This window comes from Mucilaginibacter sp. GW821-FHT07G05, assembly GCF_059418565.1.
Genome location: NZ_JBWKQC010000001.1, coordinates 502,566 through 527,570 on the forward strand (window position 1 = coordinate 502,566; position 25,005 = coordinate 527,570).

Annotated in this window: 17 protein-coding genes; 9 read left to right on the forward strand and 8 right to left on the reverse strand. The window is 43.9% G+C overall.

Annotated elements, in window-relative coordinates; genetic code table 11:
* Nucleotides 1-74 precede the first annotated feature (74 nt).
* Complete coding sequence (locus AC07NA_RS01985; RefSeq protein ID WP_494895225.1) at nucleotides 75-2,339, forward strand: GH92 family glycosyl hydrolase; 2,265 nt, start codon at nucleotides 75-77, stop codon at nucleotides 2,337-2,339.
* Between the two features lie 72 nt (nucleotides 2,340-2,411).
* Here the strand turns inward: AC07NA_RS01985 and prfH are convergent, their stop codons facing one another.
* Nucleotides 2,412-3,020 carry a peptide chain release factor H gene (prfH, locus tag AC07NA_RS01990; protein WP_494895227.1) on the reverse strand — a complete coding sequence of 203 codons (609 nt, stop codon included), beginning with the start codon at nucleotides 3,018-3,020 and terminating at the stop codon, nucleotides 2,412-2,414.
* Between the two features lie 11 nt (nucleotides 3,021-3,031).
* Complete coding sequence (locus AC07NA_RS01995) at nucleotides 3,032-4,432, reverse strand: RtcB family protein (protein ID WP_494895229.1); 1,401 nt, start codon at nucleotides 4,430-4,432, stop codon at nucleotides 3,032-3,034.
* Between the two features lie 611 nt (nucleotides 4,433-5,043).
* Here AC07NA_RS01995 and AC07NA_RS02000 point away from each other — a divergent pair.
* The 4 genes from AC07NA_RS02000 (at nucleotide 5,044) to AC07NA_RS02015 (ending at nucleotide 13,933) form a co-directional block, all read left to right on the forward strand.
* Nucleotides 5,044-7,287, forward strand: a complete 2,244-nt coding sequence (locus AC07NA_RS02000; RefSeq protein ID WP_494895231.1) for a putative Ig domain-containing protein — start codon at nucleotides 5,044-5,046, stop codon at nucleotides 7,285-7,287.
* A complete protein-coding gene (locus AC07NA_RS02005; protein WP_494895233.1) occupies nucleotides 7,288-10,797 on the forward strand; it encodes a family 43 glycosylhydrolase in 3,510 nt (1,169 codons plus the stop codon).
* A gap of 134 nt (nucleotides 10,798-10,931) precedes the next feature.
* A complete protein-coding gene (locus tag AC07NA_RS02010) occupies nucleotides 10,932-12,848 on the forward strand; it encodes an alpha/beta hydrolase family protein (protein WP_494895235.1) in 1,917 nt (638 codons plus the stop codon).
* A gap of 32 nt (nucleotides 12,849-12,880) precedes the next feature.
* Complete coding sequence (locus tag AC07NA_RS02015; RefSeq protein WP_494895237.1) at nucleotides 12,881-13,933, forward strand: T6SS phospholipase effector Tle1-like catalytic domain-containing protein; 1,053 nt, start codon at nucleotides 12,881-12,883, stop codon at nucleotides 13,931-13,933.
* Between the two features lie 64 nt (nucleotides 13,934-13,997).
* Here the strand turns inward: AC07NA_RS02015 and AC07NA_RS02020 are convergent, their stop codons facing one another.
* The 6 genes from AC07NA_RS02020 to AC07NA_RS02045 all read right to left on the reverse strand — a co-directional run bounded on the left by AC07NA_RS02020 (nucleotide 13,998) and on the right by AC07NA_RS02045 (nucleotide 18,630).
* Nucleotides 13,998-15,965, reverse strand: a complete 1,968-nt coding sequence (locus AC07NA_RS02020) for an amidohydrolase family protein (protein ID WP_494895239.1) — start codon at nucleotides 15,963-15,965, stop codon at nucleotides 13,998-14,000.
* A gap of 103 nt (nucleotides 15,966-16,068) precedes the next feature.
* Nucleotides 16,069-16,635 carry a DUF4256 domain-containing protein gene (locus AC07NA_RS02025; protein WP_494895241.1) on the reverse strand — a complete coding sequence of 189 codons (567 nt, stop codon included), beginning with the start codon at nucleotides 16,633-16,635 and terminating at the stop codon, nucleotides 16,069-16,071.
* Nucleotides 16,636-16,649: 14 nt separating this feature from the next.
* The gene (locus tag AC07NA_RS02030; protein ID WP_494895243.1) at nucleotides 16,650-17,033 is read right to left on the reverse strand and encodes a DoxX family protein; all 384 of its coding nucleotides are present in this window, start codon (nucleotides 17,031-17,033) and stop codon (nucleotides 16,650-16,652) included.
* A gap of 6 nt (nucleotides 17,034-17,039) precedes the next feature.
* Nucleotides 17,040-17,504 carry an SRPBCC domain-containing protein gene (locus AC07NA_RS02035; RefSeq protein WP_494895245.1) on the reverse strand — a complete coding sequence of 155 codons (465 nt, stop codon included), beginning with the start codon at nucleotides 17,502-17,504 and terminating at the stop codon, nucleotides 17,040-17,042.
* 6 nt (nucleotides 17,505-17,510) lie between these two features.
* Nucleotides 17,511-17,834: an ArsR/SmtB family transcription factor gene (locus AC07NA_RS02040; RefSeq protein WP_494895247.1), complete on the reverse strand. Its 324-nt coding sequence runs from the start codon at nucleotides 17,832-17,834 to the stop codon at nucleotides 17,511-17,513.
* Nucleotides 17,835-17,994: 160 nt separating this feature from the next.
* Nucleotides 17,995-18,630: an FMN-dependent NADH-azoreductase gene (locus tag AC07NA_RS02045; RefSeq protein ID WP_494895249.1), complete on the reverse strand. Its 636-nt coding sequence runs from the start codon at nucleotides 18,628-18,630 to the stop codon at nucleotides 17,995-17,997.
* A gap of 184 nt (nucleotides 18,631-18,814) precedes the next feature.
* Here AC07NA_RS02045 and AC07NA_RS02050 point away from each other — a divergent pair, with 184 nt between their 5' ends.
* The 4 genes from AC07NA_RS02050 (at nucleotide 18,815) to AC07NA_RS02065 (ending at nucleotide 24,896) form a co-directional block, all read left to right on the forward strand.
* Nucleotides 18,815-20,278, forward strand: coding sequence for an aminotransferase-like domain-containing protein (locus tag AC07NA_RS02050; protein ID WP_494895250.1), 1,464 nt, complete (start codon nucleotides 18,815-18,817; stop codon nucleotides 20,276-20,278).
* A gap of 173 nt (nucleotides 20,279-20,451) precedes the next feature.
* Nucleotides 20,452-22,317, forward strand: a complete 1,866-nt coding sequence (locus AC07NA_RS02055) for a T9SS type B sorting domain-containing protein (RefSeq protein WP_494895251.1) — start codon at nucleotides 20,452-20,454, stop codon at nucleotides 22,315-22,317.
* 83 nt (nucleotides 22,318-22,400) lie between these two features.
* Nucleotides 22,401-23,291 carry a hypothetical protein gene (locus AC07NA_RS02060; protein ID WP_494895252.1) on the forward strand — a complete coding sequence of 297 codons (891 nt, stop codon included), beginning with the start codon at nucleotides 22,401-22,403 and terminating at the stop codon, nucleotides 23,289-23,291.
* A gap of 45 nt (nucleotides 23,292-23,336) precedes the next feature.
* Nucleotides 23,337-24,896 (forward strand): hypothetical protein, encoded by a 1,560-nt coding sequence (locus tag AC07NA_RS02065; protein WP_494895253.1) that lies wholly within the window; start codon nucleotides 23,337-23,339, stop codon nucleotides 24,894-24,896.
* Nucleotides 24,897-25,005: the final 109 nt, after the last annotated feature.

The following is a 25,005-nucleotide window of genomic DNA, read 5'->3' on the forward strand; positions in this document are numbered from 1 at the left end:
GGCTAATAGAATAAATGTAAATTTGACATGGTAAGCATACCAATCATCTAAACACATTACACATACATCTGCCTATGAAATTCAAAATTTTAGCGGTCGCCTTTTTATTTGCTGCTTTAAGGTCGTCGGCCCAAACAACAGATCTGGTTCATTATGTAAATACCTTGCAGGGTACTAATTCCGAGTTTAAACTAACCCGGGGTAACACTTATCCAACTACAGCGTTGCCATTTGGCATGCACACCTGGACCCCGCAAACCGGTAAGAATGGCGACGGATGGAAATATCAGTACGCTAAAACCACTATTCGCGGGTTTCAGCAAGCACACCAATGCAGCTCGTGGACCAATGATTACTGCGTGTTTTCGCTAATGCCGGTAACAGGCAACTTAACGGTGAACGAAGATGAACGCGCCGCTAAATTTAGTCACGAAAATGAAGTGGCCAAACCTAATTATTATCGTGTAAAGCTGGATAACGGCATCACTACCGAAATTTCACCCAGCGAGCGTGGTGCACACCTGCGCTTTAGCTTTCCTAAAGCGTACAACAGCTACTTAGTACTTGACGGATACACAGGTGTAGCTAATATAAAGATTAACCAGGCCGAACGTAAAATTACAGGCTACGTACACAATGGCCGTGGCCTTCCCGATAGCCTGAAAAGTTACTTTGAGATAGTTTTTGACAAGTCTTTTATTACCGGCGGTACATGGCGTAAGGGTGATGATAAAACAACCGCGGCATCCTACAATATACAGGGGCGCAACGTAGGCATATATGTGCAGTTTAAGCCGGGCACGGTAGTGCAGGCTAAGGTAGCTTCATCATACATCAGCCCCGAGCAAGCAACGCTTAACCTGAAACGCGAACTGGGCAACGATAAAAATATAGAAGCAACTAAGCTGGCGGCAGGCAAAGTATGGAATAAACACCTGAACCGGATACTGGTGGAAGGCGGTACAGAAGAAGAACGGGCTACTTTTTACAGCTGTTTCTTTAGGGCGAGCTTGTTCTCGCGCCAGTTTTTTGAGTACGATGCCAATGGCGAACCTTATTATTATAGTCCGTATGACGGGAAGATCCATAAGGGCTACATGTATACCGATACAGGTTTTTGGGATACCTTCAGAGCGCAGTTTCCGCTTAATGTGTTGATGTACCCTAAAATGCATGGGCAATATATGCAGGCGCTGCTGGCCGCTCAGCAACAATGCGGCTGGCTACCTTCGTGGTCGTTCCCGGGTGAAGGGGGGAGCATGATAGGTAACCACGCCATCTCTTTACTGGCCGATGCCTGGGCTAAAGGTATAAGAAGTTTCGATGCCAAAGAGGCCTTGCAGGCTTACCTGCACGAGGCCACCAACAAAGGCCCATGGGGACCTGCTAATGGCCGGCACGGCTGGAAAGAATACTACAGCATGGGCTATGTGCCGTACCCGCAATATCGTGAAGCTACCGCCAAAACACTGGAGTATGCTTATGACGATTTTTGTGGCTATGAGTTGGCTAAAATGACAGGTAACGATTATTACAAGGATATTTTTGCCCGCCAAATGTTCAATTACAAAAACGTTTATAACCCGGCCAGCACCTTTATGCAGGGCAGGGATGTAAATGGCCAATGGTCAACAAATTTCGACCCGATAGAGTGGGGTGGTCCGTTTACGGAAGGTAATGCCTGGCATTGGCAATGGTCGGTTTTTCATGATATAAAAGGCCTCATAAAATTAATGGGCGGCGAAAAGAATTTTGTGAACCGGTTAGATTCGGTATTTACCGTGCCAAACAATTATAAAGTAGGTACTTATGGTGGCCCTATCCACGAAATGACAGAGATGGTAATGATCAATATGGGCCAATACGCGCACGGTAATCAGCCAATACAGCACATGGGCTATTTATATAACTACGCCGGCCAACCCTGGAAATCGCAATATCATCTTCGCAACATTATGGCCAAACTGTACAATTCAACTGAAAATGGTTACCCAGGCGATGAAGACCAGGGCCAAACTTCATCATGGTATGTATTGAGCGCTTTGGGTATATACAGTGTTTGCCCCGGTACCGATCAGTACGTGGTGGGCAGCCCGGTATTCACCAAAGCCACCATTACGCTGGAGAATGGTAAGAAATTCGTTATCGACGCGAAAAATAATAATCGCGATAATGTATACATCCAATCGGCTTTATTGAATGGTAAAGCCTATACACGTAATTACCTTACTTATGGTGATATCAACAATGGCGGCAGCTTTAACCTCACCATGGGCAATAAGCCGGAAACGACCCGCAGTATAGGGCAGGAGGACAGGCCTTTTTCGGTATCGGAATAGTCGATCATCCATAATAAGATAACAAACAGGCCGCTTTTTATAAGAGCGGCCTGCTTTGTTTGAGGGCTATTATTAAAACAAACTCGCCTTAATAGTTTTAACAGGATTACCCCGTTCGAGCGAATGGTGTTGTTCCCATTGGTTTTGTTGCTGCTCCATAATTTGGGCTGTTTGCCAAACCATTACCTTGGCTTCTAACCGCGCGAGACAAAGCTTTTTATTCTCCAACTGCGAACGGGTATCCATGGCCATTACCTGTAAACCCGATGGTAAGTGTGTGCCTCTTACAGCGGTTTCTACCTTGTTCACGTTTTGGCCTCCCGGCCCGGAAGAGCGGCAGGTTTCCAGCTTTACATCCTTTGGGTTCCACTGCATGAGTTGCTGTACATCAAAACAACCCACGCCCACAAACCAGTTTTTGCGCTTGTGAAATTTACGATAAGGGCTTTGCGCTATCCATTGTATAGTGCCCGCCCACTCTTTTACAAAGGCATCAAGGTTATCGCCTTGTGCCATCATGGTGGCTGATAACAATGTTCCGTTGAGTTCAGCGGCATTATTTTCAAGGATATTTAATTCGATACCTTGTTGTTTGGCCTGTTTCAGCATCAGGTTTTGTACGCAGGCTACAACCCGGCAACATTCTGCCGGGCCTTTACCTGCGGTGATTTGAATCATCATCTTTTTCATCACTACTCCTTATTCATGCGTACAATGCGCGGAAAAAACTTGCCCTGTATATCCACCAGTTCCTGCTGTGCGGCAATTACGGTTTCAATATCCTTGTAAGCCAGCGGGTTTTCTTCTACTGTACCGCCAATCAGGGTAACATCAGCGCTGCTCAACAGCTTTTTCATGGCTGAAACTGTCATGCTGTCCTTCGCCTTTTGTCTGCTCATTGCACGACCTGCCCCATGCGATGCAGAGTGCAGGGCATGATCAGCGCCTTTGCCCGATACGAGATAGGCAGGCGTGGTCATGCTGCCGGGAATAATACCCAGTTCGCCCTTGTGCGCAGGTGTGGCCCCTTTACGATGAACGATCACCTGTTTGCCATTGGCAAGTGTTTCTTTCCAGGCAAAATTGTGATGGTTTTCAACTACATGCAAAGCCTCTAAGCCTAATGCTTTTAACAGGTTAGCATGTATACGGTCGTGACAGGCTTTGGCATAATCGCCGGCCAGTGTCATGGTAAGCCAGTATTCCTGCCCGGCTTCGCTGTTCATATCCAGCCAGGCCAGTTGCTGCGCATGGCGCGGCAGTTTACAGGTATTCATGGCAATTTGCGTATAATGTCTTGCTATAGCCGAACCCAATCCGCGGCTGCCCGAATGCGATAACAGTGCTACATACTTTTTAGCCGGTAAGCCTAACTGGTTGCCGGGCAAAAGTTCTATCTCGCCAAACTCAACAAAGTGGTTTCCGCTACCCGATGTACCTAATTGCCTTACGGCCTTACCGCGCAGCGGTTTTAAAAAAGGGATCTCGTTAAACACCTGGTTGTCCAGTATTTCATGTTCCTGTCTTACATCAAGCCCACCTTCCATACCAAAATGGGTATGCGCTTTTAGGGCCTGCTTAATTTGATAGTCGAACCGTTTAATAAAGGCATCGCTTTCATCAATAATAGAAAGTGCCATCCGGCAGCCGATATCCATACCTACCGCATACGGAATAACCGCGTTATCGGTAGCTAATACACCGCCAATAGGCAAGCCGAAACCCATGTGGGCATCGGGCATTAGTGCCCCCTGTACACTTACGGGTAACAGGTTAGCCAGTTCCATCTGTTTTTTGGCCGATGCTTCAATACCCTTGCCACCGTAAGTTTTACAAAACACAGGCTCGGTACGCAGGTCATAAACCTTAAAGGCTTGCTCTTCGGGCTTGCCTATTATTTTTTCGGCTATTCTGCATGTTAGTTCATCTTCCAGGTACGCTTCCGGATTGTTGTTAATATTCACCAGCAGGTCAAGCAATTGCTGTTTACTGTGGTGTTTGAAATTTTTTGAGGCTATGCCGATCACCAGGCTTCGCAGCTGATCGTTATGATAACCTATTTTACTTAAATCTTTTGTTCTTAAATTGCCCATTGGGGTTTATATGTCTAATTCCGGGTGAGCTTTTTAATGCCGTGCCCGGAGATGTTTTCTGAAAATTATTAATATTAATGCATGCCGGTTTTGCACGGCAGGTTGATATGCGTTCAGTCATCAGATTTTTCTTTTAGTGCTAAATGAATTAATTATTGATCCCGGTTCGTCCTTGAGTAAGGATATACCCTTTACAAAAAATGCTCACAGGAAAAATCCGACGCTGTAAAAAGACAGGCAAAAGAATAGCAGGTAGCCAAAAAGCAACCGTTTATTTATCTCGATAAAATGCAGTATTTGCCTGCCTTATTAGGCAATGAGCGAAAGGGGCGATATGTGGATTTGCGCTGTCATGATTCCTTGGTATTTAAAAGATTAACAAATAAGGAATGAGCCGCAAATATACTAATTAAAACGAATAGGGCTGAAAGAAATAATTTTACGTGAAGAGTTTAGCGCAAAATCAGGTGAGCTGTATATTAAGTCGAAAGGGTAAATTACGATCATAACAGGGCAAAATCGGGTGAGCTGTAGCGCTCGGCAGTAACTAACTTTACTTCCTTTAAATAAGATCGGCCATTTATAACGGGCGACAATAAAACCTTGGTCTATTGAAATCATCATATACTTACTTTACGCGCTTGCTTATACTGCTGCTGTTGGTAACAACAGCAAGAACCTCATTTGCCCAAAACGGAAAATTCATCAACCTGAAAACCGGCAAATTCATCACTGGCGATCAGCCGGAATGGAAAAGCCCGGGTTTTGATGATGCCCAATGGAAAATCGCCAAAATAGGCGAAGTGTGGCAAACCCAGGGCTTTCCGGATTATCACGGGTATGCCTGGTACCGCATAAAGGTGGTCATTCCGTCGTCGTTAAAAAAGGAGGCTTACTGGCGCGATAGTCTGCGTATTCACCTGGCACACGTAAACGATGCCGACGAAACATTTTTGAACGGTAAACTGATTGGTAAAACAGGTGCTTTCCCTACCGATAAAGGCGGCTATCAAAGCAAGTGGCCCGCTGTACGCAATTATCATGTAGCTGCCAATAGCGATATTATTAAATGGGATAAAGAGAATGTTATTGCTATACGGGTTTATGATGGCGGCGGCTCGGGCGGTATTTTTATGGGCGAACCTTTTATTGATATGTTAGAGAAATTTGATGGCATTCGCTTTAACCAGCAGGCCATTAAATTTTTAACCGGTAAAAAAGGCGTCCGCAAATTGCAGCTTCAAAACTCTTTTAACACGACTATAACTGGTGTGTTTAATTACAGCATTATTGATGACGTTACAGGCAAAGCTATCGAGAAGAAACAGTTTCAGGTGAAGCTTGCGCCGTTAAGTAGCAAACTATTTTCGGTTATTTTTTCGCACCGCGAAGGCATTAAATTACAGTATAGTTTTACCGAGAAGGTATCCGGTAAAAAAGCCGCTTTTGCAGAAATTGCGCCTTACATTTTAACTCCCCAAGAAAGGCCAACACCTGTAATTAACGGCCCCACATTGGTTGGTGTTCATCCCGGTTCACCGGTAATTATCAGGATTCCTGTTAGTGGCGCTCGTCCGCTTACTTATAAGGTTAGCAACCTTCCGGATGGATTAACGCTGGATAAAACCACGGGTATTATTACAGGCCAACTGGCAAAAGCAGGCGATTATAAATTACAGATTGAGGTAAATAATCAATACGGCAGTAGCAAAGGTACATTCACTATAAAAGCTGGTGATGGCATCGCTTTAACGCCGCCAATGGGTTGGAACAGCTGGAACTGCTGGGGCTTAAATGTAAGCGAAGACAAAGTTAAAAGTTCGGCAAAAGCGATGATTGATAAGCAGCTTACCGATTACGGCTGGAGCTATATCAATGTAGACGACGGTTGGCAGGCACCCGCCCGAGCCACTGATGGCGAAATACTTCCGAATGAGAAATTTCCGGATATGAAAGCATTGGGCGATGAATTGCATAACGAAGGTTTGCGTTTTGGGATCTATTCGTCGCCTGGGGCCAAAACCTGCGGTGGTTATTTGGGTTCTTTCGGTCACGAAACGCAGGATATGGCCACCTACTTTAAGTGGGGAGTAGATTATTTGAAGTATGATCTTTGCAGCTACACCGACAATACGGCCGGTGATACCACGCTTTTCGCGCAGCAAAAGCCTTACCAGCTAATGGGCAATGAGCTAAAAAAGTACCCCCGCGATATTATCTACAGCATTTGCCAGTATGGTATTGGCGATGTGTGGAAGTGGGGCCGACAAATGAACGGCAACCTGTGGCGCACCACCGAGGATATTACAGATACATGGGAGAGCTTGTACAGCATCGGTTTCAGCCAGGTAAACAACGCTAAATATGCTGGTCCAGGTGGCTGGAACGACCCCGACATGCTGATACTGGGCATGGTAGGCTGGGGCGAAAACCTGCACCAAACAGGCTTAACGCCTTACGAACAATATACGCATATCAGTTTGTGGAGCCTGCTATCAGCCCCCTTACTTATTGGCTGCGATATGAGCAAACTGGATGATTTTACGCTCAACCTTTTAAAGAACAGGGAAGTGATCGCCATTGATCAGGACGAACTGGGCAAGCAGGCCGAAAGGGTATTCGATGATGGAAAATTCCAGATTTGGGTTAAGCCGCTGGCAGATGGTGGTACAGCCGTAGGGATTTTTAACCTGAATAGTAAATATGCAACTTACACACTTAACCCTGCTGACTTGAAGATCAAGAATATAAGTTCCATGCGAGATGTTTGGAAACAGCAAGTCATTCCGTACAATGGTAAAAGTATAGCGTTCAATATACCGCCGCATGGTGTGCGTTTAATAAAGCTTAAATAAATGAAACAATCTATGTTTAAATATCTGTTACAGGTTGTTTTACTGGCTATTTGTGGCTTTGCAAAAGGGCAGGGCAAACCAGCCGATGCAGCGGGAAACGGCAATCCCATTATCCCCGGTTACTTTGCCGACCCGACCGTGCGGAAATTTGGCGATACCTTTTACATATATGCCACTACAGACGGTAATGGCGGCGGGCACGGCCCATCGCAGGTGTGGACCTCTAAAGATTTTGTGAACTGGACCATGCAGGACATGAACTGGCCTACCTCATTTTACTATTGGGCACCGGATGTAATTAAGGCAAACGATAATAAATACTACATGTATTATTGCCAGCCGGTTGATATTTATGGGGCTTCATCATCAAGTCCTACCGGGCCTTGGACGCCGTTGTTGCCGGATAATAAACCAATGATCACCAATTATTTTGTGCCGGGAGTGATCACTTTGGATGGGCAGGCTTTTAAAGATGATGACGGCAAAGTATACATGTTTTGGGGCACTTGGGGCATTTATCCCGATCATGGTTGCGGGGTAGGTTTGCTCAATGCCGATATGCACTCCTTTGCAAAAACGGCTAAAATACCCAATACCATTGCCAAAGAGTTTTTTGAAGCCCCGTTCATGTTTAAGCGCAATGGCATCTATTACCTTACTTATTCATCGGGCGCCTGCGAAAATGAAACCTACAGGGTGCAATACGCCATCAGTAAAACCGGACCGATGGGTCCGTTCGAGTTCGGCAAAAACAACCCGGTATTGAGTACCAATGCCGATGGAACCATACATGGGCCCGGGCATCAGTCGATAGTGCAGGTGGGCAAGGATTTCTATATGGTATATCACCGTCATAATAATCCGCATGCTAATGGTGGGTATCACCGGCAAGTGTGTGCCGATAAAATAGTTTTTGATAAGGATGGCAATATCGAAAAGATCATCCCGACACAGGAAGGCGTAGGCGCGTTGGCAAAACTGACCGATACAAGGCCCGACCTGGCTTACGGAAAAAAGGTAAGCGCTTCCTCATTCTACAGTGATGATTACAAGCCTGATTACGCGCTCGATCATAATAACGGAACAGTTTGGAAACCGGCTAAAAATGACGCGTCACCGGCATGGCTCACTATTGACCTGGGCACCGTACAAGCCGTTAAGCAAATTGAAACCCATTTTGAATACGCCACATGGTATTATCAATATAAATTAGAAACATCTGCCGATGGCGAAAACTGGCAGCCCTTTGCTGACCGTACCAAAAACGTTCAGCATGGTTCGCCGATGATTGACAGGGGCGACGCAAAGGCGCGATACGTGCGTTTAATTATCACTGACACCGAATACCCCGGTTTATTTAAAGCGGTATGGAATATCAGGGTGTTTGGCAGCGAATCAAAGGCCATCCAACCCGAAAACCTAACTGTAAAGAAGGAGAGTGCAACGACGACTTCGCCCGAAGGATTACTTGTATCGATAGATGCAGCGAAATTTCAACCGGGAGAAACGGTAAAAACTATAGTGAACAATGGTAAGCTCACAGGTAACTGGAACGCCGAAGGTAAACCGCCTTATGTAGATCTTATCAAGGGCAAGAAAGCTATCGTTTTTAACGGTACACAACAATTACAGTCGTCATTTGAAGTGCCACGTTCGCTTTGGGGCAACAACAGCTTCTCTGTTTTGTATTCCGTTTACTACCCCGAACTTAAGGATGACAACCCCGTTTTGAGCTGGACATCGGGCGAAACTGACCATACCGCCGCTACATTTGGCGCAGGCAGTAATCAAACATGGGGAGCGGCGCAGCATTTTGGCGTATCTGATTTTCCGTTTAAAAATGCGCCCAGGGCAGGGGAGTGGCACGATGTTGCTGTTATCTTCGATGGTAATTTAGAAAAGGTATTTATCGACGGGCAGCTGGATAACTCCGAACAAAAAATGCTCTTTTTGCAACAGGCCGAAAAGTTCATCATCGGTTCAAAAACTAACCAATCGGCTTATTTTAATGGGGCGATAGCTTCGCTTAAGGTATTTGCAGGTGCCTTGCCCGATTCCGTGGTGAAAAGCATGTCGGTTAATAAGCAATCGTCGGATATTGATGTTTACCTTGATGCAGCCGCTTTAAATTATGGTAACCTACCGGCATGGGCAAACAGCGGTGCAGCCGGGGGCGAGTTTAACTCAACAACTAACAACACGCCTGCTGTTCGCGATGTAGCGGGTAAAATAGCGGTTGATTTCAGCAAAGGAAAAACGTTAAAGATTGCAAATTTTCAAAAAACAGGTAAGCCCTCAACCATAGCCATGACTTTGTATTTTACCGATCCGAAAGCCGCGCGGCAATATTGGCATTTTGCAGTAAAAACTAATGATACCGATGTTATCTATTTAGATGAAAAGCCTTTGACAGATAGGCAATCGGCGCTTTATAAAAAGATCAATAGTATATTTTTAGCTGTAGAAAAAGGCGAGATAAGTAATATAGATGGCGCTATAAGCAAGCTGATCGTATATAACCGCGTTTTAAGGTCGGCAGAAATTATAGAGATCAATGATCTTTGGTTAAAGAACCTGCACCCACCAATACCTGGCACAGTAAAATTTGAGAAGATGCCGCTGGCCATATCGCCAACAATGGCGGAAATGATGGCCACCAGCTCCGAAAGTGATGCTAATCTGCAATATTTATTTACAGATAAAATCCTGGGTAACACGCTAAATGCCTGGACAGATCAGCCTTATTTCCTCGCTACCCAACTACAGCCCGATCACACTTATGATTTTACCTTTAAAGTGAAGGATAACCTGGGCAATGTATCGGCGTGGGCAAGTGTGGGTAAAGTGAATACCGCTGCTAATCAGTTTAGTGTATTTAAGGATGCTTTTGAAACAGATGCCGATTACAGATCGGGCAAATGGGACGGTTTTACAGGCGCTGTCGATACAGCAACTGCAACGGTGGCACAGGTTGCCGGTAAGCAGTTAAAACTACAATCAAAAGGCACCAATTGGGATGGTAATCAGCCCCTTGGTCCATTTATTTATAAAGAAGTAAACGGCGATTTTGTGGCACAGGTAAGGGTATCAGATATTACGGGTTTCGCCGCGCAAAAGGTGAATGGTAACAACGAGACCGGTTTAATGGTAAGGAGAGCACCGGATGCAACAGATAAACCATCTTCAGAAGCGCTCATTCAGAATGGTGTTTTCCCTGCCTGGAAATGCGGTAATTTGGTCACTAATTTACAACGCGGTCGTCGTAATCAGTTCAACACCCAATCGGGCTGGGCTTATAAGCAATTCATCCAGATACAAAAAACCGGTGAAGTGTTTCATCTAAGGGCCAGTGCTGACGGTTTTACGTGGGAAGAGCTGCCCGGCAGTCCGTTTATACGGCCCGATCTTAATAATGTAAAACTACAAATTGGCCTGTACCAATGTAGCTACGGGCCAAAAGAAGGCTATGGTAAATTCACCGGATTTAATTTAACCACCGGCAAAAAGTGATGCTTATTTGAATCTCGTTTTGGGTTGGTAATTCTCATTAAATAATGCGGATATAACTATTTGTAATTAATATTGTGTTAACGTATATTGCACAAAATCAATACCTTTAGCTTAAATCTAAATTATTAATCACTATGGGAAAGTTCAATGTAATTTTGGCTGCATGCTTTTTGGCTGCAGCTTTTTCGGCATGTAAACAACATGGTTCCGAAGCCCGCACACCTAAACCGTACACCAGCGAACAGCTGCGCGAAAACATCTCGCTTTTCGGGGCTGGTTTTAGTAAAGATGAAACCCACGTATTGACGGGTAATAACTCTACGGGCATATTCAACGTGTACGAACTTAACATTGCCGATACTACCTCAAAAGCACTCACAAAATCAAAAACGGATGCTTTTTATCCTGCCGATTATATAGGTGCCAATCAATTTCTTTATTACAGCAACAAAGGCGGCGACGAGAACGACCATTTATACCTGGCCACCATCGGCGATTCTACCGCTAAAGACCTTACCCCATGGCCGGGCAGCAAAAACGCTTTCGTTGGTTGGAGCGGCGATAAAAAATCGGTATACGTAACCAGCAATAAACGCAACCCGCAGTTCTTTGATCTGTATAAACTGGATACCGCTTCGTGGAAAGCATCACTGGTATTTCAAAATGATTCGGGTTATGATATTCCCACGCCAATAGTGATCAGTAAGGATGAACGCTATATCAGTTTTACCAAAAGCATCACTACCGATAAAAATGAACTGTACCTGTACGACATCAAAGCCAAAACGACTAAACAATTAAGTAATGGCAGCGAATCGGCATGGAACCCGCAGGTTATAGAAAAGGATAACAATACGTTTTACTACACCACTAATGATGGCAGCGATTTTACTTATCTGGTAAAATACAATATTTCAACCGGCGCAAAAGAGAAAGTGTACAGCACCAATTGGGATGTGCAATGGTTTGAGTTGAGCGAGAACGAAAAGTATCATACCATCGCTATTAACGAAGATGGCAAGAACAAGATCATCCTGTTTGATCATGCTACTAATAAGCCGGTTGATTTCCCCGAGATAAAGGGCGGCAGCGTAACTTATGCTTCGGTTTCAAAAAGCGAAAAAAAAGCCTTGCTTTCGGTAGGCAGCAGCACCAGTCCGGATAATTTATATGTATATAATTTTGAGGATAAAGAACTTAAAAAACTTACCTCATCATTAAATAAAGCTATCGACGAAAATGATCTGGCTCCGGCGGAGGTGATCCACGTGAAATCGTTCGATGGTAAAGAGATCCCGGCCATTTACTATAAACCATTGCAAGCCAGCGCCGATAATAAGGTTGGCGCGCTGGTGTGGGTGCATGGAGGTCCGGGTGGCCAAAGCACACAAAATTTCAATAACTCCATCCAGTTTTTGGTAAATCATGGTTATGCCGTGCTGGCTATCAATAACCGTGGCAGTAGCGGCTATGGCAAAGCTTTTTATAAATTGGATAACCGCGACCACGGGTACGGCGATCTGAAAGATTGCGTATGGGCAAAAAAATGGTTAAGTCAGCAGGACTATATTGATAGCAATGCCGTGGCTATTTATGGTGGTAGTTATGGCGGTAATATGGTGCTTAATGCGCTTTGCATGTATCCGGGTGAGTTTAAAGCCGGGGTTGATCTGTTTGGTGTGGCCAACTGGCTGCGTACTCTGCGCAGCATACCGCCGTATTGGGCCTCGTTTAAAGACGCGCTTTATGTTGAAATGGGCGACCCTGAAACTAAGGATAGTGTGCTGCTGAAAAACACATCGCCTTTGTATAATTATACCAAGATAAAAGACCCGCTGCTGGTTTTTCAGGGTGCCAATGATGTACGCGTATTAAAGATTGAAAGCGATGAGATAGCTGCCGGGGTGAAAAAGAATGGCGTACCGGTTGAATATATCGTGTACCCGCAAGAAGGGCATGGCTTCCGTAAAAAGGAAAACCTGATCACTACTGATAATACCACACTGGCCTTTTTGCAGAAGTATGTAAAGGTGGCCGCCAAGAAAGAATAACAGGCAGTTCCGCGCTTTTAATTATAACCTAAATGAAACGTATTATTACATGCTCTGATGGTACCTGGAACAAACCGGGTACCCTTGACAGGGGCAAAGAGGTAAAAACCAATGTAGAGAAAATGTATAACAACATTTGCGCTACAGGTAAAGATGTGCAAACAGGCAGCGATGTAAGGCAGGTGAAAGCTTACGACCAGGGCGTGGGTACCGGCTACAGCGCTTTAGACCGCATAACCGGCGGGTTGGAAGGGGCTGGCATTGATAAGAATATAAAGGATATGTACACCTTTATTTGCCTCAATTACGCCCTTGATGATGAGATCTATCTTTTCGGCTTTAGCAGGGGCGCTTACACGGCCCGCAGCATAGGCGGATTTATCAGGAACTGCGGACTTCTAAAACCCGAAAACATCCAAATGGTTGATAAGGCTTACAATTTATACCGCGACAGGAATAGCTACAGCAGTCCCGAATCAGATATGATGACGGCATGGCGGGCTAATTTCTGTTTTGAAGATGTAACACCGATCACCTTTATCGGCGTGTGGGATACAGTGGGCAGTTTGGGGATCCCGCTATCATCGTTAGCTACTTACAATAAAGAGAAATATAAGTTTCATGATTGTACCCTAAGCAGCTACGTTAAAAACGCTTACCACGCGCTGGCTATTGACGAACACCGCAGACTGTTCTTACCTACCTTGTGGGAAAAAAGCGTATCATCAAACAACAGCGAAGCCCGCGAAGAGCAAAAACTGGAACAGCGCTGGTTTGTAGGTGTACACTCCAACATTGGCGGAGGATATGCCGATAGTGGATTGAGCGACATACCGTTATCGTGGTTAGCTACCAAAGCGCAGGATATAGGCTTATGCTTTCATGATCCGTTGATTATACCAAACAAGGCCGACTACAATGGCGAAATAAGAGATTCGTATGGGTTCAAGTACTGGCTGTTCGGCTCAAAATACCGCGAGATCAACCTCGAAGATCCTAAGTATAACCAAACCGTTGATGACAGCGTGTATGAAAGGTACAAGGCCGACGCTAAATACAGGCCGGTAAATCTTAAGTTGTCCTAATTAAACACAAAAGGTCTTTCAATGATTTGGAAGACCTTTTGTGTTTATAAAACCGTTTAATAGCTTATTTACTGAACCCTACCATCTGATGCAACACTACCGGATCATAAATTTTACCGTGTTTGATCACCGTTTTTACCTTGCGCAGGTTGCTGATGTTGGTTAAAGGATCGCCATCAATAATAACCAGATCGGCATTTTTTCCTACAGCTATACTACCGGTTTGCTTATCAAGGCTCATCACCTGTGCCGGTATAATGGTGGCAGTTTTTAATGCTTCGGCAGTGGTTAAACCGCCTTCTACGTAGATCTCCAATTCGCGTATTACACTAAAGCCGGGGAAGCCCATATCAGTGCCCGCCACAATAGGTACGCCTTCGTCGTATAGCTTTTTCACCAGTACCGCGTAGCTTTTTAATACCGGCTTGTATTTCGCAGCCGTAGCCTCGTCAACACCTGTTGTTTTAAATTGGGTTTGCAAAGGTAAGGGCAAGGTGTAAAACGCGGGTTCCATTTGGGTTACATCATCCTTTAAATCACGTGCCGATAAGGTGTAAACCCCAAGTGTAGGATCAATAACGATATGCTTGTCTTTTATAAACTTAATGGCACTTAAGGTAGTGCTGTCGTTAAAGTTGATGGTACGGTCTTGATTGGTTTTCATCAGTGCCGTTACATATTGCAGGTGGTTAACCATATCCATTCCCAAATCTGTCGCTGCCTTAAGGTTCATGCCACGCGGAATATGCCCTGTTACCTTAAGTCCCAATCTGTGGGCTTCATCACATATAACTTTTAATATTTCAGGCTTAACCGAACTGTATATCTTGATCTGATCGAACCCTTTGGCCTTGTAAGTATCCACAGCACTAATGGCTTCCTGTTTAGTATCGGCTTGAATAATACCTAAAGCCATTGGCCCTTTACCATCAATAATGCCGGCCATCAGTATCTTGGGGCCTATGCCTTTACCGCTATCGATCGATTTTTGGATGCCATCAATAAACCCAATTTCGTTACCGCAATCGCGCACAGTTGTTACACCTGCGGCAAGATAGGCCGGTCCCCATTCGGTTTGCTCAAAATGGGCGTGCATGTCCCACAAACCGGGTACAATAGTTTTTCCGGCAGTATTTATCACCTTTGCATCTTTCGGAATGGTTACGTTTTTACCTATTGCTACAATAGTTCCGTCCTTTACCAGTATTACATCGTTGGCAATAGTTTTTCCGGTTGCAACATCAACCCATTGCCCGCCTTTAATGGCTAAGGTTTGCGTGGGTTTTTCAGTATCAGGTGCAGCTTTGGCAAAAGCGGCCATTCCATATCCGGCAGCACGGCTAATCAATTCTTTTAGCAAGGGCTCATATTCTTCGCGCATCATTTCGGTCTTGTCACCCTCCGCGTCAATAGTGAGGATACAAATTAATCTGCCTGCCTGATCTGTCCAAAGTAGTTCGTTTCCCCATATCAGTCCGCCTATGCTGTACCGGTCAAACACGAGTTGTTTACCTTTGAATGATAGCTTGTCTGTACCGTCCTTTTTAATTTGCAGCTCACCAAATGGAAGTGTTTTTATGGTTGACGGCTGTTTATGACGGTTCCAGTATTGGAGCAATAGCTGTTGTGAAGTAGCGGGCGAATAACCTGCAATAGGAAATGTTAATGGTGTTATTTTTTGCTGATAGATGGAATCGTCTACCCGTAAAAATGCTGTATTGCCCTTAATTTTAATAGAATCATTAATGGCGGAAAACCTTGATGTACTGCCTTTAATATTGAGTTCCAGCGGATCGCCCACCGGGTTAACCTTAATTTCAGCTTTCAGGGGCACAGGCTGCCCGCGATCTGTAAACTTAAAATCTACCAGGTACTTTTTCGAATCTTTGTAGTTATATACCCGGTAAGTTTCTTTACCAATATGCTGTTCAAATTTATGCAGCAAAAACGAACCGCTGTCGGCCGGAAGTTCCTGACCATAGCTTGTGGCGGCAATAAACACAATAAGAATGAATGACAGTAATTTACTCATAGTGATAATGTTATTGGTAAATATATTCATTTGCCGCGACAGATGAAATATGGTTGCGAGAGGAGCAGCCTTAATGTTTCAATAACACGAATCCTTTCATAACTTATACCCTTAAGGCACCGCGAAAACCCCTTGCAGCGTAATAAGATTCGGCACCGTTGTGGTATATGAAGATGGTACCGTATCTGAAATCCGCAAAAATAGCTCCGCCAAGTTTCCTGATATCGGCAGGGGTTTTTATCCAGCTGGATGTTTTCATGTCGAACTTACCGAGTTTTTGCAATTCGCGGTATTGTTCTTCCGTTAAAAGTTCAACACCCATGTCGCGAGCCATTTCAACGGCGCTGTTGGCGGGTTTGTGTTCTTTCCTGGCTTCCAATGCTTCATGGTCATAACAAATACTTCTGCGGCCTTTAGGGCTTTCTGCCGCGCAATCATAAAAAATATATTCACTTGTTTTTTCATCATAACCAACCACATCGGGTTCACCGCCGGTGATCTCCATCTCATCTAACGACCATAGTTTTTCCGGGGTAGCTTCCAGTTTTGCCTGTACATTGGCCCATTCAATACCTGTATGGCGGCTCATGTTTTTTTCAAAGCGGGTTTTCAATGTAGCAAGTAGTTCGTCGCGTTGTTCTGCCGATAATTCCCTGTTAATGCTTTTCATGTTGGTTTATGTTTTTATTGGTTAGATGAAATGATACGTCTGTTTGCTGGTCTGTAATACCAAGATACTAAAGTTAGGATTAGCAGCAATACCGGCCCGAAAAGTTCTTCCGCGCTGTCGCCGCTTGCCAAATGCGAAAACACCGCGCCCGACATGGCAAAGAAGAAACCCGCGTAAGTCCACTCTTTAAGTAACGGAAATTTAGGCACAAGCACGGCTATAACCCCGAGTATTTTCCAAACGCCAATTATGGTTAAAAAATAGGAGGGGTAGCCCAGGTGACGCATCATTTCGACCTCTTTTTCCATTTTAATGAGTTGTACTATCCCGGTGGATAGCATGCCTAACGACAGCCATACGGTGGCTATCCAGTAGATGATATTATTTCGCTTTGCCATAATGGGTTATTTTAAGTTTGCAACGATGTTTTGTAAGCGATTGTGCGCCATGTTGATGCCCTGGGCGAAAGGCAATTGCAGCATTTGGTCGCGCAGGGCAACCGATCTGTATACTATATGCATGGTGAGCTTGCTGGTGCTATCGCTAAGCTGTTCAAACTCCAGAAACTCCAGCTGAACTTCAAAAGGCGTGTTCTCCATTTCAAAAGTACGCGTGATCTTTTGGTTGGGGATGAACTCGTGGATGGTTCCATTAAAGCCATGTTTGTTACCTTTGGGGTCGGTAGTTTCAAACCGGTAACTGCCGTGCTTTTTATTTTCGAGTTTCAGCACTTTGGTACCCATCCATTGTTCTACAATCTCGGGTTCTTCGTAGGCTTTAAAAAGAAATTCTACCGGCAAATCAAACTCCCTGGTAATAAGCAGGTCTTGTTTGCCATCAATGGCATCAATCTTTGTTTTCAGTTCCATGTGGTTCTATTTTTTTGGTTGATAGCTCTTCATTATGGCTTCCAGCTTATTAAACCGGTCATCCCACACCTGGCGGAATGGTTCAATAAAATCGGCTACTTCTTTCATTTTTTTCGCGTTAATATGGTAGTGAACCTCGCGGCCGTTTTGCGTTTGACCAAGTAACTCACACTCGGTAAGTATTTGCAAATGTTTAGAAACGGTTGGCCGGGCGGTATCAAAATTGGCAGCAATGGCACCCGCCGTCATGGTTTGGGATGCCACTAATAAGAGTATGGCCCTGCGGGTTGGGTCGGCTATGGCTTGGAAAACATCTCGTCGTAAATTCATTATGTAGCTATTTGACTACAAATATATATGTAGCTATTTAACTACGCAATTTTATTTACAACAAAATTTAAGTAACCTTTTTAAACAAGCAAAGCAGCCGGTAAATGGCTGCTTTGCACAGTGGTATTTTTATAATGATAGGACAGGAGCCCTATTGTTATTAATTTTGAACAGCGGTAATTCTGTTTATGCTTGCCTCTACATCTTTTTTTGATTGCTCAAATGACATGCCGCCAAAAGCTTCGCCGTTTAGTATTACTTGATGTATATCATTAATGCCCATTATATTAAAAACGGTTTTAAGATAATCGCTTTGAAAATTTAAATGCGCGAGTTGTTCCCCTTTTTCGTAGCCGGAATTACCCCTGCTTATAAGCATATATACTGTTTTATCTTTTAATAAGCCTAAATATGGATTCTGCGGATCGGCAGTTACTTTTATAGTTTCATTTACGCGTATCACCTGGTCAATATATGCTTTTAACGCGCTCGGTACCGACCAATTGTACATCGGTGTGCCCAACACAATTACATCGGCAGTTTTAAGTTCGGTAATAAATTGGTCGCTCATCTTAAGTGCGTTTATTTCTTCTTCGCTTCTTAAATCAGCTGGTTTAAATGCTGCGGCTATCCATGTTTCTGATACATGCGGAATCTTTTCCTGCCCAACTTCCCGGTGAGTGATGCTATATCCCGGGTTGCTTTCTATCCATTTTTTAGCGAACAATTCGGTGAGGTTACGGCTGTTTGACCGTTCGCCCCTTGGGCTGGCATTAATAACTAATAAATTTTTCATTGTGTTAACGTTGTTTAATTCTACCAGCAGGTGTTTTATACAAGGAATATATCTGCCTGATAGTATATTTTGTATGGCACAAACTTAAACAGGCCACGTAACGCCTTCGGGTACCAGATCCGGGTAATGAGAGGGACCAGCACAATTTGATGTTTGCATGATAAAAACTTAGTTTTGGTTAATTATGCTCCCCTTTAAAAGTATACTGAAATTTGATAAGAACAGCGCTGAAGCTGTATACAAACAAATTGCATCGCAGCTTGTGCTGCTGATACAAAAAGGGATTTTAATGCCCGGTATGCAACTGCCAAGTACCCGGGTGCTGGCAGCAGACCTTGGTTTGCACCGTAAAACAATTATGGCCGCCTACAATGCTCTTATTGCCGAAGACTGGATAGTTAGCCATGAAAGAAAAGAATATAGGGTATCCACACTTTTGCCCATTATAAAACCCCGCAGCTATGCTGGTCAGGCGAGGACGAACTATACTGCCGAGTCTCCGTTTTTATTCAATGAACCGCAGGTGCGCACGTTGGCTGTGTTATCCGGTAAGCATAAGCTTATTGTTGATGATGGTTTTCCGGAAACTGATATATTTCCGGTTGAAAGGATTGCAGAACAGTATAAAAAATTGCTTACACATCATACCCTCAAAAAAGCGTCATCTACCTGGAGTATTGGCGGCAGTAAATTTTTTAAAGATGAGCTGGCCGCATTCCTGAATGATACCCGTGGATTAAATATCGAACCCGAAAACCTGATAGTTACCCGTGGCGCGCAAATGGCTATTTACCTGGCTGCATCGTTATTGATAAAACCGGGCGACAAGGTATTGGTTACCAGCCCCAATTATTTTTTGGCGGATGCAATCTTTACACAATTGGGCGCACAACTAATAAAGGTGCCGGTTGATGGTGAAGGTGCCGATGTGGATGCCATTGAAAGCGCGCTCATTAATAATTCAATAAAACTGCTGTATATCATCCCGCATCACCACCACCCAACTACAGTTACCATGAGCTCGGTACGCAGGGTTAAATTGCTGCGCCTTATAAAAGATTATCAATTACCGGTTATAGAGGATGATTACGATTATGATTTTCAATATCAGCATAGCCCATATCTGCCCCTCGCCAGCGGCGACCACAACGGAAATGTAATTTACATTGGCTCTTTAACCAAGGTACTTGGCGCCAACTTCCGGCTGGGTTACATGATCTCGGGTGTCGATTTCTTAAGTAGCGCCCTTAAACTAAAATCACTGATTGATTTAAGGTGCGATGTATTGATGGAAAGTACCATAGCATCATTAATGCAGAGCGGAGAGTTTTCGAGGTTTATAAAAAAGGCGAACAAACTATACAATCATCGCTGTGGTTACACTTCAACTTTATTAAGTAATGAATTACCGCATTTACTTGAATTTGTGAAGCCACAGGGCGGTATGGCCTTGTGGCTAAAGTTTAAGCAAGAGCATTCATTAGCAGATATCCTTAACAAAGCATCAGCTTTAGGGCTCAAATTTGGAGGGAGCATATATTTAAAAGAGCACAATTTAGGTTATGAGGCCTTACGATTCGGCTTTGCATCAATAGATGAAAATAATATTGAATTTGCTGTAGATGTGCTTAAGAAGATCACAGTGTAACCGGGAGTATTTCGGCGTTAAAAAAAATTCTTTATCGCGGAGTTTAACTATTTCGGCGAGGATATAGTTTATTATTCGAAATAGGTTATCGTTAATCAATTATTAATGAATAATTAAGCGCCTGTTGTTTGATTTGGAGGGTGTTAGATATATCCCTAAATCAATAAGGATCAATGAATCCTATTTACAAGCCTTCGATCACCAAAAATCTTTTTTTTATAAAATTGGTATTGCTGGCGATACCTGGTTTTCTGTGCCTGCTGCTTTACTATTTTAAGCAGGTGGTGCTTCCTGTGTCATCTTTTAGGGCCACTACATTAAATGCTTTGCCTGTAAAAACTGCCGCCGGATGCGATATAATACACTGGGCAAAGTGGAATCAATTTGCTACCTCAACTGCAATTGGTACTATAGATGAGGGTAACGGCAATACGGTAGATATAAAAATGTCTTCAAATTTTGATTTTTCATCTACGCAGGGTATTTATAATTACTTTGTTTTTAGCTATTACCCGGTTCCTATCCCAAATGAAACCGTACCTAAAACAACCTGGGCTGCGGGTGACGGTGGTTCAACAAGTATGACCTTTTCGCATACGGTTACCAACCCGGTTTTACTTATATCATCATTAGGTCGTGCGGAATTAAAGGCCAGCTTATCTTTTTCATTATCATACGTGGTTTTGTACGATGGCGGCGGAATGACATATAACGATGGAACAACCATAACCGGTGCCGAAGGTTATGCGATAATTATGTTTCCCGGAGAGTTTAAGAGCGTAATAATCAGCTCAACAACGCCCGAAGACTATACCAACATTACCTGGGGACTAAATCAGCTTCCCTTTGCTGTAAATATTACCGAAACGGCTTCATCCTGCGGCAGCACAACGGTAACTGCCAGCGGTGGGGTAAGTTATGTTTGGAATGGAGGCGATCATCCCACAAGTGCTACAAACACCTTTCATAAAAGCGGCAGGTATATCGTAACTGCAAAAAACAAGGATGATTGTTCGGCATCAGTTTCAAAACAGATTGATGTGCATGTGCCGCCGGTACTTACAGTTAAAGGTGAACTTACCGGTTGCGGGAGTGTAAAGGTTAATGCCATTGCCGCGGGCGCGGTAAGTTACCAATGGGATGGGGGAGAGACTCCGAACAGCGCGGCAAATACCTTTACTACCAGCGGCATGTACAAAGTTACTGTTACCGATGCTTACCAATGCCAGGCATCTGTGTCGCAGTATATTCTTGTTAAACCCATTAAGGCACCATCGGTAAATATTACCGCATCTCCGTCGGTACCGGTTTGCTCCGGAGCCCCGATCACCTACAGCGCATCGGTTTCAAATGGTGGAAATTCGCCAAAATTCAGCTGGGTGAAAAATGGTATAGCTGTTGCTTCGGGCCAAACTTACACTGCTAACAATTTGGCTAACGGCGATAAAATTAAATGCTTGCTAACCAGTGAAGAGCCTTGTGCTGTGCCCGCCTCTGTAAACAGTAACGAGCTTATTGCTGATATTAACGAAACGCCAACAATTGCTTTTCCGCAGAAGTTTATAATTGATAACCGCTCGCCCGATGTGGAACTAAAACCGGTGATCACTGGCGATGTGGCAAGTTACTCGTGGACACCAACCACGGGTTTAAGTGATCCGGCAATTCGTAACCCTATTGCCCGCCCCGAGTTTAGTATCGATTATACTTTAACCGTTACATCTGCCCCTGGCTGCACGGCATCATCAACAACGCGGGTTTTGGTTTTGAAGGAACCGATTATTCCCAACACATTTACGCCAAATGGCGACGGCATTAACGATAGCTGGAATATTATTAACCTGGCCGATTATGTAAACGGTACCGTTGATGTTTACAACCGCTATGGTGCAAAAGTATATCACTCCGCAGGTTACCCCCGGCCATGGGATGGTAATTCAGAGGGCAAGATATTACCGGCAGGAACTTATTATTACCTGATTGACCCTAAAGATAAAATGCACCGCATTAAAAGTGGATGGGTAACTATTTTGAGATAGTGTTTTTTAACGCATGAATACACGGGTTGGTATTAAAATTTTATATTAGTAAATAAAACCTAAATACTACACCATCAATATTTATGAAAAGCCTGCTCAATTTCCTGAAAAGTAAAGACCTCTATCTTGGCATTGTCAGGTACTTGCTCGCATTGGGCATGATTCCTTATGCCTTAACAAAAATATTGCGTACACAATTTGTAATATGGCCCGCAACCTGGCACCAAACGCTTGAAACCCTGTCGGGTAAATCGCTTACATGGGCATTTTTAGGATATTCGCCCACATTTCAAATTGTACTGGGCTTTTTGGAGCTCATTCCGGCTGTGTTGTTATTATTCAGACGAACTGCACTGCTGGGTGCTATTTTGATGCTACCCATGACCTTGAATGTATTGGCTATCAACTACGCGCTCGATTTGTGGGAGGGCACTAAAACAATATCTGCCATACTATTCGCATTAAACATGCTGGTGTTGATATTTGAATGGCGAAGGATAAAAGCACTAATTTTACTGATAGTTGGAAAGGGCTTGCGTATTAAATTAACAGGTGTTGAAATAGCTGTTAATATAGCCATTCTTACAGTTGGCATTTATTTAACCTGTCAGCCATTGTTTAGCTACAGGCGCGAAACTAATGAGCTAAGCGGCGACTGGTTGAACAGGCAGCCCAACGAATGGATATTACGAAAAGAAGTACGGAATGACAGCATACTAAATCTCCGTGAACTGAAAGTATATTTCGGCCCGAGTGTATCTTATACGGAGCAGGGCGAGTCAAAATTTATCAGCCCTACATCGTACACCAGCAATACTAAAAATCATGTACTGGTGTTGAAATATGACAATGGCGACACCATAAAATGTTCCTATTCCATTATTGGCGATACCATTCTGAAAATTGAAAAAAAGGTATTTGGTAAAGATCAAAGACTGGTACAATATTTTGCGAAACGTGTAATTAACAAATAAAAGCTGAACATAATTTATAAAACAATCAATTTTATAAATTGCACTGTGAAAGCTGCCAATTATCTCATCGTCTGTTTCTTATTATTTTATGTAAATCATACTGCACAAGCCCAAATCTCTCCCGATCAAATAAAATTTTCCCGACAGGGTGTAAAGAGGCTGGTATTTGATAAAGATCAGTCGATTGTATTGGCAAGTTTGCGACCGGAAACCATTGTAGGGCTGCCGGTAATGCATCCGTTGGGTTCGTCATCAGCCAAACAGGCGGGGGTAACAATTGAGGGGGATAAACTGGTAGTAGCATCAAAAGAAGAAACTCAAACTTCATTGTGGCTGGGCGGTTTTAATCCCTTTGCAACATATACTATCGATCTCGATAACTGTACGGGTGAGGGTTCCATCGGGTTTGAGTTTTCGGATGCGGAACGGCAGGAAAGGGTATTGATATGGGAAGATTACCGTGATAGCCTGATCATCGATGTGCGGCTAAAGGTATTGCGGAATAATACCGTTATTGCAGATCAGTCGATAGCCGTAGAAGGTAAAGAAAAACGCTTGGTAAAACACGGGCTTATACTGCAAATGTTGGGGAGCGGCATGGTTATTTATACACAAACCGATGGCTTACCGCAAGTGATAGCACAGGCAGATTTTAATAAGTACGTCGATCTGCGCGATAAAAAATATCTCAACTCGTTCCGTACCAATTTGCTGGTTAACTTAAAAGGCGGAACTGTAAAGATACGTAAGGCCGAAATGGCCATTACTACCGGCATGGGCCTGGCAGATATAAGGCCGATAACCTACGAGAACGGTGAGCCAATACTTGATAACGGCCGTCTTTGGTATACGATGTCAATCAGGGGCAGGGCTTTGCCGCATCATATCCAGGGTGTTTTTAGTTTAAATCCTACCGTGTTTGATATAAAACTGGAAGGCATAATTGTATTTGACCGTAACGACGGGCTGCTCCGTAACGAAATAGCATCGCACATTTTTTACGACCGTAAAGCTAAAATGTGGCGCGGGGTAACAACGGGCTTCAGCGCTTATGCTAACCCCGACAAGGAGCAAAAGCAACTGCTCATTATTGAAAGTAAGCGCGATCCGAGGCATGATTTTTCGGTGATGAACGCCCGTTCTTTCAAAATGGTGGGCGATATGGAAGATGCCCAGCTATTATATGACTCCGTAGCTCATAAATGGCGCATGTTAGCTTGTAAAAATCAAGGAGGATACAAAGCCATTTTATTAGAATCTGAGCATTGGGATAGTGATTACAAGCAAATTGCAGGGCCGGTTGCCCATAACTCTACCGGTACTTCCATTCAAAGAATAGGAGATAAGCTTTTCTGCTTTTCGGGCAGTGCCGAAAACAAGATTTACATATACACTTATCCCGGTCTTAAAGAAGCCGGAATTTTGAACGTTGATCTGCCGCCGTGGAACGAAACATCAGGGTCGAGAATCTGGCCAAACGTGATCCAATTACCCGATGGTTACCCGTTCAAATACCTCGCGCTCATGATGGACCGCTTTAATTATCCGGGCATTCAGGGCCCCAACTGGACCTACGGGGCGCTTTATTTGTACCATGGTTATTAATGCCCACTATTCTTAGCAACGTATCTGTCTCCTTCTTACTATTTTGTTCCATAACGGATATTTTGTCCGATATCGGATATTTTTAAAACTCTTAAAATATTCAATATAT